Annotated in this window: 12 protein-coding genes; 9 read left to right on the top strand and 3 right to left on the bottom strand. The window is 60.8% G+C overall.

Going from position 1 to position 13,051, the window contains the following annotated elements; all coding sequences use genetic code 11:
* The first annotated feature begins 9 nt into the window (after positions 1-9).
* The 9 genes from RAZWK3B_RS09140 (at position 10) to RAZWK3B_RS20190 (ending at position 10,170) form a co-directional block, all read left to right on the top strand.
* On the top strand, positions 10-294 hold the full coding sequence (locus tag RAZWK3B_RS09140; protein WP_007814374.1) for a DUF3572 domain-containing protein: 285 nt from the start codon (positions 10-12) through the stop codon (positions 292-294).
* Positions 291-1,007 carry an HAD family hydrolase gene (locus tag RAZWK3B_RS09135; protein WP_007814372.1) on the top strand — a complete coding sequence of 239 codons (717 nt, stop codon included), beginning with the start codon at positions 291-293 and terminating at the stop codon, positions 1,005-1,007. Before RAZWK3B_RS09140 ends, RAZWK3B_RS09135 begins: the two co-directional genes overlap by 4 nt.
* On the top strand, positions 1,004-1,897 hold the full coding sequence (locus RAZWK3B_RS09130; RefSeq protein ID WP_007814370.1) for a DMT family transporter: 894 nt from the start codon (positions 1,004-1,006) through the stop codon (positions 1,895-1,897). Before RAZWK3B_RS09135 ends, RAZWK3B_RS09130 begins: the two co-directional genes overlap by 4 nt.
* Before the next feature lie 124 nt (positions 1,898-2,021).
* Positions 2,022-3,584, top strand: coding sequence for a trimethylamine methyltransferase family protein (locus RAZWK3B_RS09125; RefSeq protein ID WP_007814368.1), 1,563 nt, complete (start codon positions 2,022-2,024; stop codon positions 3,582-3,584).
* A gap of 251 nt (positions 3,585-3,835) precedes the next feature.
* Complete coding sequence (locus RAZWK3B_RS09120; RefSeq protein ID WP_007814366.1) at positions 3,836-4,429, top strand: heme NO-binding domain-containing protein; 594 nt, start codon at positions 3,836-3,838, stop codon at positions 4,427-4,429.
* Entirely contained in the window at positions 4,426-5,436 is a 1,011-nt protein-coding gene (locus RAZWK3B_RS09115) for a diguanylate cyclase domain-containing protein (protein ID WP_232279502.1), read from the top strand. Before RAZWK3B_RS09120 ends, RAZWK3B_RS09115 begins: the two co-directional genes overlap by 4 nt.
* Positions 5,437-5,563: 127 nt before the next feature.
* Positions 5,564-6,091, top strand: coding sequence for a hypothetical protein (locus RAZWK3B_RS09110; RefSeq protein WP_157132210.1), 528 nt, complete (start codon positions 5,564-5,566; stop codon positions 6,089-6,091).
* 151 nt (positions 6,092-6,242) lie between these two features.
* Positions 6,243-8,564: a Tex family protein gene (locus RAZWK3B_RS09105; protein ID WP_007814359.1), complete on the top strand. Its 2,322-nt coding sequence runs from the start codon at positions 6,243-6,245 to the stop codon at positions 8,562-8,564.
* 349 nt (positions 8,565-8,913) lie between these two features.
* Positions 8,914-10,170: a DUF6538 domain-containing protein gene (locus RAZWK3B_RS20190; protein ID WP_007814357.1), complete on the top strand. Its 1,257-nt coding sequence runs from the start codon at positions 8,914-8,916 to the stop codon at positions 10,168-10,170.
* 264 nt (positions 10,171-10,434) lie between these two features.
* Here the strand turns inward: RAZWK3B_RS20190 and RAZWK3B_RS09095 are convergent, their stop codons facing one another.
* The 3 genes from RAZWK3B_RS09095 to RAZWK3B_RS09085 all read right to left on the bottom strand — a co-directional run bounded on the left by RAZWK3B_RS09095 (position 10,435) and on the right by RAZWK3B_RS09085 (position 12,375).
* Complete coding sequence (locus RAZWK3B_RS09095; protein ID WP_007814354.1) at positions 10,435-10,800, bottom strand: hypothetical protein; 366 nt, start codon at positions 10,798-10,800, stop codon at positions 10,435-10,437.
* A gap of 110 nt (positions 10,801-10,910) precedes the next feature.
* Positions 10,911-11,579, bottom strand: coding sequence for a hypothetical protein (locus tag RAZWK3B_RS09090; RefSeq protein WP_007814353.1), 669 nt, complete (start codon positions 11,577-11,579; stop codon positions 10,911-10,913).
* A 31-nt stretch (positions 11,580-11,610) separates the two neighbouring features.
* Complete coding sequence (locus tag RAZWK3B_RS09085) at positions 11,611-12,375, bottom strand: hypothetical protein (protein WP_007814351.1); 765 nt, start codon at positions 12,373-12,375, stop codon at positions 11,611-11,613.
* Between the last annotated feature and the right edge of the window lie 676 nt (positions 12,376-13,051).

Raw genomic sequence — 13,051 nt, 5'->3', positions numbered from 1 at the left:
TTAATCATTTTGACGCTGACGCAGGATAATGCCGAAACAGTCGCCTTGCGCTGCCTGGGGTGGCTTGCGGGGAACGAAGATCTTTTGCCCGTTTTCATGGGCGCCACCGGGGTTTCCGAGGCCGACATGAGGGAAAACGCGCAAGATGTTGAGTTTCTTGGATCCGTTCTGGATTTCATCCTGATGGATGATGCCTGGGTCGTGCAATGCTGCAGCGCATTGGGCATCGGGAACGACATGCCGATGCGGGCCCGTGCGGCTCTTCCGGGCGGGCAGCAGGTCAACTGGACATGACGACCACTGCCTCGGGGATCGAAAGAAAGATTGACGGCATTCTCTTTGACAAGGATGGCACGCTGTTCGATTTCAATGCCACCTGGAATGTCTGGGCGCAGACCACGATCCATGACCTGGCAGGCGGAGAGCCGGCGATCATGGCCCGGATCGCGCTTGAAATCGACTTCGATCTCGAGAATGGCCGCTTCAATCCGAAAAGCCCGGTGATCGCGGGCACCAATCGCGAGGCCGCCGAATGCATGGGCCGCGCCCTGCCGGAGCGCAGCATCGAAGAGATCGAACATTTGCTGATGATGAGTGCGGCCGACGCCCCGCTGGCGCCCGCAGTGCCGCTGGCGGCGTTTCTCGAGGGGTTGGCGGCACAGGGCATCGCCCTTGGCGTGATGACGAATGATACAGAATACGGTGCCCGGAGCCATTTACGCAGTGCCGGGGTCGAGGGGCATTTCGATTTCATTGCCGGGTTCGATTCAGGCCATGGCGCGAAACCCGCGCCGGGGCCTCTGCTGGCTTTTGCGCGCCATGTCAGCCTTTTGCCCGAACGGGTGGTGATGGTCGGCGACAGCACGCATGACCTGCTGGCGGGCCGTGCAGCGGGGATGCAGACGGTGGGTGTTCTGACTGGCCTTGCCGGCCATGACGATCTGGCGCCCCTTGCGGATGCCGTGCTGCCGGATATCGGGCATCTGCCGGCCTGGATGCTGGCATGACGCGGCATCCGCTTTTCGGGATCCTGCTGGCGGTGTTCGGAACGCTTGTTCTGACGCCCGACACGATGTTCATGCGCTGGTCCGAGATGGGCGGCTTCGAGATGGTGGCCTGGCGCGGTCTTCTGATGGGGGCGGCCATGCTGGTGATGTGGGCGATCCTCAGCCGCGACCGGCGTGCAGATTTGCTGATCCTAGGCTCGGGCTTTGGCCTGACCATCGTGGTGTGTCAGTTCTTCAACGCCACCTTGTTTGGCCTTGGCATATCGGTGGCGCCGGTCGCCGTCGTGCTGTTCGGGCTGGCGACCGTGCCGGTCTTTTCGGCGATCCTGGCGTGGTTGATCCTTGGTGAGCCGACGCGGAGGGCCACTTGGGTCACCATCGCGGCGGTGATGACGGGGATCGGGATCGCGGTTTTCAGCGGCGACAAGGGCCAGATCGGGCTGGACCGGAATTCGCTTTATGGGGCGCTGTTCGGGCTTGGCACGGCGCTGGTTCTGGCACTCAACTTCGTGGTGATGCGCCGTCGTCCGCAATTGCCGATCCTTCTTGTGATCGGCGTGGGGGCCGCGCTGGCCGGGGCCACGGCGCTCGGTGTGGCGGGGCCGCAGGCCATGACCAATGGCAATGTTTGGGCGATTGCCGTGACCGGTCTGGTCATCCTGCCGGTATCTTTCTTCACGCTGTCGCTGGCCTCGCGCTACACGCATGCGTCGAATGTGAGCCTGCTCTTGTTGCTGGAAACCGTGCTGGGGCCGGTCTGGGTCTGGGTGGGCACGGGCGAGGCGCCGACCCCCATGATGATCGTCGGCGGTGTGATCGTGGTGGGCAGTCTTGCGGTGTATATCATGTGGACTGGTCGCCGACCCGGACCGGGCGGGCCTGTGCATTGATGGCGCCGCGCATCTGAGCACCGCGGGCCAGTTTTCCAAAAACGACAGCATCAGTCGCAAAGCGGCAAACGCAAAGCCTTGCGCGGTGGTTCCATGATCCAGAGCCGCAAAAGGAATCCCGGCGATGGCAAAAGCTTTGAGACGCAGGCAGCGCGCGGGCGGGCGGGCAGGCAACGCGGAGCGCCGGGGCACCGCGGCGATCGAGCAGATGCCATGGGCGCCGCCAGTCAATATCGACCGGCCCGTCGAGCCACTGGATGAGGCCGGGATCGCCGCGATCCATGATGGCGCGATGCGGATTCTCGAAGAGATCGGGATCGAGTTTTTGAACCCCGAGGCGTTGGAGGTCCTGCGCGGATCTGGCGGCTGCACCATACGCGGCGAGAATGTGCGCATGGGCCGCGACTTCGTCATGGATATGATTGCAAAGGCGCCGCGCGAATGGACGATCACGCCCCGCAATCCTGCAAGGCAGCTTGCCATCGGCGGGCGCAACATGGTGTTTGGCAATGTCTCGTCGCCGCCGAATTACTGGGATATGGCCCTCGGCCGAAAGGTGACGGGCAATCGTGAGATGTGCCGCAACCTTTTGAAACTGAGCCAGTATTTCAACTGCGTGCATTTCATCGGCGGCTATCCGGTGGAACCGCAGGACATCCATGCCAGCGTGCGCCATCTGGATGTGCTTTATGACAAGCTGACCCTGACCGACAAGGTGGCTCACGCCTATTGCCTGGGCCAAGAGCGGGTCGAGGACGTGATGGAAATGGTCCGTATCGCCGCCGGGCTGAGCGATGCCGAATTCGAGGCGCGGCCGCATATGTATACCAACATCAACTCCACCTCGCCGCTCAAGCATGACTACCCCATGCTGGATGGCTGGATGCGGGTGGCGCGGCGCAATCAGGGGCTTGTGGTCACGCCGTTCACACTGGCCGGGGCGATGGCGCCGGTGACGATGTCGGGGGCGGTGACGTTGAGTCTGGCGGAGGGATTGTGTGCGGTGGTGCTGGCGCAGATTATCCGACCGGGGGCGTGTTGTGCGATCGGGACCTTCACGTCGAATGTGGATATGAAAACCGGAGCGCCGGCCTTCGGGACGCCGGAATACATGCGCGCCACGCAGATGACGGGGCAGATGGCGCGGTTCTACGGTCTGCCGATGCGGGCCAGCGGGGTGTGTGCTGCGAATGTGCCGGATGGGCAGGCCATGTGGGAGACCTCGAACAGCCTGTGGTCGGCGGTGCAGTCGGGCGCCAACATGGTCTATCATGCCGCCGGTTGGCTGGAGGGCGGGCTGATCGCCAGCCCCGAGAAATTCGTGATGGATTGCGAGATTTTGCAGCATATTCAACGCTATATGGACCCTACCCTGACCGCGACCGGCCCCGAGGACATCGCGCTCGAGGCGGTGCGGGAGGTGGGATGCCAGAGCCATTACTTCGGCATCCAGCACACCCAGGACCGCTATACCACGGCCTTCTATCAGCCCTTCCTGAGTGACTGGAGCAACTACGAAGCATGGGAGGCGGCGGGGGCTGCCTGGACGGCACAGAGGGCGCATCAGGTCTTTCACGACATCATCGCAAGCTTCGAGCCGCCGCCGATGGAAGTGGCCATCCATGAGGAACTGGCGGCCTTCGTGGAGCGGCGCAAGGCCGAGGGCGGGGCGCCCACGGATTTCTGAAAAACGGCTTCGGTATCGCGTCGGTATAACGTCGGTATTACGTCGGTATCGTATCGGTGAATTCCGGTCCTTGCGCAGGCGTGACACCGTGCGCAGGCGTAACACCGTCCGCAGGCGTAACACTGGGCCGCTTGCTCATGATCCGATCCCAAAAAAATTCGCATCAATTTGATCTGTTGAGGAGGTTTTAATCCTCATGCGCGATCCTCGTGCCTGTCGGAAACCCGAGCCTTCTGAGAAGGGAGCGTTGAATGCAAGGATTGGTCAACCGCGCGGTGGAGCGGTTCGTATGCGATACATATGGGCGCGAGACATGGCAGGCGATCACGCGCGGCCTCGATCTGGGCTTTTCCGAGTTCGAGGCGATGCTGAATTACGATCCCGAGATCACGCCGCGTCTTCTGGCGGCGGTGGCGGCTGCGCTGGACAGGCCGCAGGCGGACATCCTGGAGGATATCGGGACATATCTTGTCTCGCATCCCAATGCGGCGGCTGTGCGGCGGCTGCTGCGCTTCGGAGGAGACACGTTCGAGGAGGTGCTGCATTCACTGGAAGACCTGCCCGGGCGGGCGGCGCTTGCGGTGTCGGACCTGCGCCTGCCGCCGATGGATGTGTCGGAAGAGGCGGATGGCCGGTTCTGTCTGCGGGTCGGCACAGCGAACAGCCCCGCGCAGGGCTTTGGCCATCTGGCGGTGGGTCTTTTCCGGGCGCTGGCGGACGATTACGGCGCACTTGTGCTGCTGGAGCATAAGGGCGAGCAGGCTGGTGTGGAGCGTGTGGAGATCGACTTTCTGAGCGCCGATCATGCAAGGGGTCGGGCGTTTTCCCTCGGGGCGGTCGGGTGAGGGATTGCGGCGCGGCAGCGTCGCCGGATCAGGCGGCTTTGGATGTGCTCTGCCCGATGCATGCGCGGCTGGACCGGGAGGGGCGGATCGTCCATGCAGGTCCGATGCTGGCCAAGCTCGATGCGCGCTCGGGCGTGGTGGGACGCCGGTTTGCCGATCTGTTCGAGCTGCGCCGCCCGCGCATCGATGACAGGGTCGATCTTCTGATGGACGGCGGCGCGGTACGTTTGCGGCTGCGGCTGCGCCAGCCCCCTTCCACGGGGCTGAAGGGAGTGTTGGTGCCGGTGGCCGGGGGGGCGGTGGTCAACCTGTCCTTCGGCATCGCCCTGCAGGAGGCGGTGCGCGATTTTTCCCTGACGGCGGGGGATTTCGCGGCGACCGATCTGGCTGTCGAGATGCTCTATCTGATCGAGGCGAAATCGGTCGCGATGGAGGCGTCGCGCAAGTTGAACCTGCGGCTGCAGGGCGCGCGCATCGCGGCGGAGGAAAAGGCCTTTACCGATACGCTGACCGGGCTTGGCAACCGGCGCGTGCTGGAGCCGCTTCTGACGCGGCTGATCGATGCCGGCAGTGAGTTCGCGCTGCTCAACCTTGATCTCGATTTCTTCAAGGCGGTCAACGACACGCTGGGACATGCGGCTGGCGATCATGTGTTGCAGCAAGCCGCCGGCATCATGCGGGCCGAGACGCGCGACAGTGACCGGGTGCTGCGCCTTGGCGGGGATGAGTTCGTGGTGATCCTCGAGGGGCCGGTGGATCGCGCGCGGGTGGATGATATCGCAAGGCGGCTGATCGCGCGCCTTGAGGAGCCGATGCGGTGGGAGGGCAGACCGCTGGACATCTCGGCCAGCATCGGCGCGGCCTTGAGCCAGAACTATGGCGCGCGGGAGGCGGGGGCGATGATTGCGCGGATGATGGATGATGCCGACCGCGCGCTTTACGCGGCCAAGGCGGCGGGCCGCGGGCGGCATGTGGTTCATGAACCATCCGACGGGGGCGAGCCATGAGGACAGGAGGTGGCGGAGGCCCTGGGCGACATGAGGCCGGTGACATGGGGCCGGTGACACGGGACTGGTGACACGGGACCGGTGACACGGGGCCGGTTGCAAGGCAGGCCCGAGCCGGGCGCGCCGCATGCAAGACATCTTGTTATTTTCGTTCCGAGTGCTAGGCTTTCTGTATTTGAAGCAGACTGTGCCAAGGCACGACACTTGTAACGAATTTGGAATAGTAAACGAGTTGTTTTTTGAATGTGGCCCGCTGTCTTCCATGCTGATTTTTTCGCGGTGCGCGTGTGTGTATCAGCCCTGCAAGGCGATGGGACGACTGAAAATTTTAAAATTCAGGATTGAAATCGATATGGTCGAGTCTACTCTTCTGTCAGCCATGGCGCGCTTGCGTATCGCTTTGAGAACACTCGAGGCGGATCTCGGGATGGGGGATCTGAGCTCTGCGGAGCTGGATGCGCTGGCCGCGACGGTGCAGCTTTTGGAAGAAAAAGAGCATTTCAAGGCCGCGGATCTGGCCAATCATCCCTTGCTGGATCAGATCTCGCGCGCGAGCAAATACAGGGCGATACAGTCGCTTGAAACCCGCGGATTGCTGACGACCGTGCAGCATAATGGCCGCAAGCGATATGTCCTGAGTGCCGGTCAGGCATGATGCGCCAGCTCTTCTGCTGATCCGTCCTGCCGGGGCGGTGGCGCCTGTCCCACGGCCTTGCGCGATGGTGTGAGGCCTGTGGTCGCGCGCCCCTTTTCTCTGGTGTCGGCGCCTTGTATCAGGGAAGTCCGCACAGCAGAGGACGCGTGATTTGACCCAGACCGCAGAGCGCATCGCCCGCATCATCGCCACCGAGATCAATGCCCGACCCGATCAGGTGAACGCGACCGTCCAGCTTCTCGATGGGGGGGCGACGGTGCCTTTCGTGGCCCGCTATCGCAAGGAAGCGACCGGCGGCCTTGACGATACGCAGTTGCGGACCCTCGCCGACAGGCTGGGCTATTTGCGCGAGCTTGAGGCGCGTCGCGCGGTCATCCTTGGCTCGATCAAGGAACAGGGCAAGCTGACCGAGGCGCTGGAGCGAAGCATTGCCGGTGCGGACACCAAGGCCGCCCTTGAAGACATCTATCTGCCGTTCAAGCCGAAGCGCCGCACCAAGGCGATGATCGCGCGCGAAAACGGGCTTGAGCCGCTGTTGCGCGCCATCATGGAAGATCGCGCGGCCCGGCCCGAGGATCTGGCTGCCGGGTATCTGAGCGAGGCGGTGGCGGATGCCAAAGCCGCGCTGGAGGGCGCGCGGGATATCCTCGTGGAGGAATTGAGCGAAAACGCCGATCTGCTGGGGCGCTTGCGCAGCTTCATGCAGGAGACCGCGCTGATTACCGCGCGGGTCCAGCCCGGCAAGGAAGCGGCGGGGGTCAAGTTCTCGGATTATTTCGATCACCGTGAAAAATGGGCGAGCATCCCGTCGCATCGGGCGCTGGCCATTCTGCGCGCGGCCAAGGAAGAGATCGTCACCGTCGATATCGCCCCCGATCCCGAAACCGACGCCCCCCGCGCCATCGCCATGTTCGAGGCGGCGATCGGCATTGCAGGCAACGGGCCGGGGGATCAGTGGCTGCGCGAGGTGGCGGGCTGGACATGGCGGGTCAAGCTCAGTCTGACGATGTATGTCGATCTGATGGGCACGCTGCGCAAACGTGCGCATGAAGAGGCCATCGCCGTTTTTGCCCGCAACCTGCGCGATCTTCTGCTGGCGGCCCCGGCGGGGCCGCGCCCGACGCTTGGCCTTGATCCCGGCATTCGCACCGGGGTCAAGGCTGCAGTGGTGGATGCCACGGGCAAGCTTTTGGAGACCGCGACGCTCTATCCGTTTCAGCCGCGCATGGATGTGGCGGGCGCACAGGCCGTGATCACCGCGATGATCGCGCGCCACGGGATCGAGCTGATCGCCATCGGCAACGGGACGGCGAGCCGCGAAACCGAGCGGCTGGTCGCCGACACACTCAAGCAGCTGCCCAAGGGCAGCGCGCGCCCTGCAAGCGTGATCGTGTCCGAGGCGGGGGCCTCGGTCTATTCCGCATCGGAACTTGCGGCCGAGGAATTCCCCGATCTGGATGTGTCCCTGCGCGGGGCGGTGTCGATCGCCCGGCGGCTGCAGGATCCGCTGGCCGAACTGGTGAAGATCACCCCGCAATCCATCGGCGTGGGACAATATCAGCATGATGTCGATCAACGCCGTCTGACACAGGCGCTCGATGCGGTGGTCGAGGATGCGGTGAACGCGGTGGGGGTCGATCTGAACATGGCGTCGGCGCCGCTTCTGGCGCGGGTGGCGGGGGTGGGGCCGTCGCTTGCGCAGTCCATCGTGGCGCATCGCGACGCACAGGGGCGGTTCGGGTCGCGCAAGGCGCTGCTCAAGGTGACGGGGATGGGGCCGAAGGCCTTCGAGCAATGCGCGGGGTTCTTGCGGCTGCGCGATGGCAGCGAGCCGCTGGATGCCACCTCGGTGCACCCGGAAGCCTATGACGTGGCCCGGCGCATCGTGCAGGCCTGTGGCCGCGACATACGGGCGATCATGGGTGCACCTGAGGCCTTGCGCGGATTGAATGCGGCAGATTTCGTGGATGACCGTTTCGGCCTGCCCACGGTGCGCGATATTCTGGGGGAGCTCGAAAAGCCCGGCCGTGACCCGAGGCCCGATTTCGTGACCGCCCGCTTCGCCGAGGGCATCGACGACATCAAGGATTTGCGCCCCGGCATGTCGCTGGAGGGAACGGTGACGAATGTGGCGGCCTTCGGCGCTTTCGTGGATATCGGCGTGCATCAGGATGGGCTGGTGCATGTCAGTCAGTTGGCGGACAGGTTCGTCAAGGACCCGCACGAGGTGGTCAAGGCGGGGGACGTGGTCCGGGTGCGGGTGGTCGAGGTGGATGTGGCCCGCAAGCGCATCGGGTTGAGCATGCGCAAGGCCACGTCCGAGGGGCAAACACCTTCGCATGAGAAGAAACCCACGGGCCGCAGGCCGCACAAGACGCAACCGCCCAAGACCAGCGCCAAGTCCGAGCCGCGCGAGAGCGCGCAAGGGGCACTTGGCGAGGCCTTGCGCAACGCGATGCGCGGCAAGACGTGAAGACCGGGCCTTCGGGGGCCGTTTCCGGATGGTGTGCGGCGCCTTGGTCCTGGGGGGCGGGGGCACGGTTATCTTGTGCCTGAAGGCTTCGCGGCAAGCGAGGTGGTGCCGCGCCTTTGGCCTTTTGGGCCTGTCTGGCCTGCCAAGTCCCAGATGACAAACGGCCGGATGGCCGGGCGTTTCAAGCGGGCAGATCGACAGGCCGAACACTGTCTGTTTTTGTCTTGGAATTTTCGGGGGGAGGAGTGGCAGCCCGTAGGGGACGGAATGACATTGGCTTTTGTGGTCTTATTTTGTTGATTTGTTGATGTTTTTAGTTCTACCTACAGGGAAAACCTATGGGGAAATCATGCCGAAGCACCTCGAAAAGCAGTGGAACACATGGCACGCCGTGGTCTACATCCCGAAGGATGTGCAGCCGTATTTTAGCGGCAAGACTCGGTTTTCCCAGACGCTACAAACCGACAGTCTGTCGGAAGCGGAAATCAAAAAGCTACCCCTTGTGGCAGAATGGAAAGAACTAATCAAAGCGGCAAGGAAGGCTAGGGGGCCGGTAAACGTAGAGGATATTGCAGCACAGGTGCGTTTGTTGCGTGATGAAATCAGGCGCAAGTGGCAGGGCCATGAAGGTGATGCAATGTTGGAACTGGCAACAAACCTTCGGGACCACCCGGACCAAGACCACGCAGACGAACTATTTGCCCGCGTCACAGGCGAATGGAACCCAACAGCAGACTACATCATGGAATGGTTGGAACACGCGGAATACCAACCCAAGACGGCTGATGAGGCCAGAACCAATGTCCAACAGTTCTGTGATGAATTCCGCATCTTCGAAAAGGTGACGCGCAAAGACCTCGAAGGATGGGTCGAGGGCCTGTTGAAAGAACGCAGTATCCCGACAGTGAAAAAGAAGGTGGGACACGTTCGCGCATATTGGGCCTATTGCCACAAAAAGGAATACACCAAAGCCACGCCACCTCCTGAAGGTTTGGTCCCCAAGCCTCGAAAGAATAAGGCTACAGCCACGGCAGCGATGATGCGCAAGCGACGCCATTGGACGGTGGAAGACTACCAAAGATTGATTGTAGCCAAGCCGGAAGACACGCAGCTGGTGGACCTTATCAAGCTAGGTGCCCATACCGGTTGCCGCCTTGAAGAAATCTGTTCGATGCCCGTGGCAAACGTGAAAGACGACAGGTTCATCGTGCAGGATGCCAAGACAGAAGCGGGTTGGCGTGAAATCCCTATTCACAGCGACATCAAGCAAACCGTGGCAAGACTTGTGGATGAAAGCACAGACGGTTTCCTGTTGTCTGGCCTGTCTTCCGAAAACAAATACAGCAAGCGCGGCGCTGCGATAGGAAAGCGATTTGGACGCCTTCGCACGGCGCTGGGCTACCCTGACACCCTAGTGTTCCATAGCTTCCGTAAAACGCTGTTATTTCTCATGCGGGACAGGGGAATCCCAGAACCCCAAGCGGCCTTGATTGTGGGCCATGAACCCAACACCATCACTTACGGGTTGTATGGGAACGACATCAGCTTTGGCCGGAAGGTCGAGATTATGGAATCCATTTCCTACAGGCCCAGCGCAATGGGATGACTACACCCAAAAGTCGGACTCTTACACTTCTGCACACCCAAGACAGGACTACACATCAAAGGGCGAAGCCCCCAGTCCCAAGCACCCAAGGATAGGACTCAAGCTACCATCTCAAGAACTCAACCTATTTGTGAATATATACTCATCAGGATTATTTATAATTGTGTAGTTTCCTCGAAAGAGGGTGACTCAAGTGTTCTCCCTATTGTGGGTGGTTCGCTTTTTGGGATGATGTAGTCCCTTCACATGGGTGGTTCGCTTTCGTCATACCTCCCCGGTTGGTGGTTCTGGGACTTTGTTGTGCACCACCTCCCACACATTCGCCTTCCAGAAGCGTTTGCAGTAGTTCTGGGCCGCTTGGGAAATGGTGCAATATGCGGTGCTGTGACGATGAAATAAGCGTCTGTCGAGGATGGGGTTCGGCTTGATGAGGCGATGGTTCGAAAGCACCTCACGAAGCCATGTGTCGCCCTCACGCGCCCGTTCCACCAGTTCCTTGATGTAGCCCAGCCGTTCGCATGGAGGGAGGCTGTAGAGGCGTTCTGCCAGCACCATGGCCGTGTCGTTGCGGTGGATGAGTTGGCGGCGCTTGGTGAGGCTGTCGGTGCCGTTCTGGGTAGTCCTATTCACCTTGTTCCTGCACCTGACGGAACAGGCTTTCTTGTTGCTGCGATATGGGAACTCTTGGCCACAGCCGGGGCAGACTGTGAAGCCCGCCCCAGTGCCTTTGTCGTGGGATGTCATGCGATGAGATGACGGTTCGCAAGCCAGCAGTTGAACACAAAGCCCTCGAACATCAGAATTGCCTTGTCGTCGTCTTCATCGAACCCAAAACTGGCGATGAAAGCCCACAGTTCGTCCGACATTTCGTCTCGGTCCACGAAGTCCAGTTCGGTGTATTCGTGCATCAGGGGTTCGTTGCCCATCGCCCGCCAGAGGTATCCATCCAGCATGTCCTTGATGTCACCGGGTTCGCCACCGTTGCAGAAGTTGGCCTTGTCGAGATGCAGAATGCGTTTCCCAGCCGTCACCAGCAGGATGTCTGATGCGAAGTTCGTCCACGTTGGCCTTTGGGTGTAGATGTGTTCAAACACCTTCCCTTTGGTCCATGGGGCTGAGGCATAGACCTTCGAGACCAGCAGGTTGTCCCCGGTGATGTCTTCCGATACGCGGGTGTCATGATGCGCTACGGCAAAGAAGGCTGGGGCTGTTTGGCCAAGCGAACGCACAAGGTCCTTCGCCATAATCTCTTGGCCTTGGGGTAGACCGAAGCCCTCAACCTTGGCCTCCAACCAAAGCCAACACTTTCCTTTTGCGTGGATGAGACCATCGAGGTCTGTGGCGCAGGCTGGGAACGTGCTGAAATTGATGTTCTGGTTGAAACGGTCGATGTTGCGAATGTGGTGCATTGGAATGTCCTTTCAGAATTGAGAATGATTTTCAGTTGCTGGAACCGGGGCGAGGAATCTTCCGCCCGTGTTCGTCCGTCACCAGCAGCAAAGGACGCTGGCCTGACGTGTTCGTGAAACGTGAGATGTTGGTGTCCAGCTGACGCGTGAACTGTTGGTGATGGCCACAGATGAAGGCGTTGGGGCCATAGCGAACTACATGCACACCTCGGAGGGCTGCACGGTCGAGGATGTAGTCCATCAGTTCGTCGTGCTTGGGGTGTTCGCCTTGGGTTTCGTCCAGTTCATGCCAGAACCGTGAAGGGGCTTTGGTTTCCCCGTGGAAGATGCGCCAATGATGATGAGGGCTGACGATTTCCACCAGCTGGGGCTTGGCATATCCAAAGCGTCCAAACGCCTCGAAGGGAAGGTGGTCGAAGCTGTTGTCGTGGTAGATTGCGCCCCACCGCGTTTCCAGCTTCTGACGGTTCGTTCCTGTCGTCGTTTCAACTCGTGTGTGATAGGGCAGAACGCTGTTGTCGAACTCGTATGTGTGCTTGCCGGACACCCGCTTCAGCACAGGCCCTGTGAGGCCCTCTACAGCGTCCCTGACGGCCGTTTGGTCTCCCTTGGGCGCCTTGGTCGTGCGGACATCAAAAGGCCCCTCACGCACCGCGAGAAAGCCGCTGAGAATGCGTGTGTTCCTGTCCTTGTCCTGTAGGGATTTCTTGCGTCCATCGAGGTGCTGTGAAAGCTGTTCAATCGCCTGTTGGGCTTCACGCCCGTGAGGTCGCCAATTGGTCGAATATAAATTCATCAATCTGTTCCTTGTTGTTGATTGTCTCGGTAGAAAAGGGCTTCAGCCACAACGGATGAGGCGTCAGCGCCGCGCAGGGGCCACCCTTCGACATCGTGATTGATGCGTGGGGCGAACGGGCCGAATTGATTTTGTTGGAGGTGGTGCAGACAGCAGGACCACCAGACTTCACCGTCGCAATAGACTGGGCTTTCACAGTCGCTGATGATGCAGGTCTTGTTGTATCGCCGGGACCATGAATGCCGTCTGTGGCGGTGGTTGGTGCTGTTCTTTCGGGCTGCGCCGATGCCCTTTAGACCGGAGGTCGGCGCACTTCGTGCTTTCAGTTGCTGTGACACATGGGTGTTCCTTTCTTGGTTGGTTGGTTTCGTGGGAGGGTTCATTCGCCTGGACTCGGAGGCCCTCGGAGGCAGTCGGTCTGACGACCTCAGAACGAAAAAGTCCGCTAGCCGATGGGGGCTGACGTGAGAAAGCTGTGAGGTGGGAAAAAGCGGACGGTGGGAACGAACCCAAAAGATGGGGGGCAATTCAAACCCACCGCCCGAGGTGCTTCCGATGGAGACTTGGGTGGAAGACTGATGAAAGGGGTGTGGCTAGTCCGTCAGAACGTGCTTGGGGACGCTACAGGTCCAAGACAGACAATATATTCAAGAAATAGAATATAAATGGGAATTGA

The sequence above is a fragment of the Roseobacter sp. AzwK-3b genome (assembly GCF_000170875.1).
Classification (GTDB): domain Bacteria; phylum Pseudomonadota; class Alphaproteobacteria; order Rhodobacterales; family Rhodobacteraceae; genus Roseovarius; species Roseovarius litoreus.
This window is presented reverse-complemented; position numbering and strand designations above follow the sequence as displayed.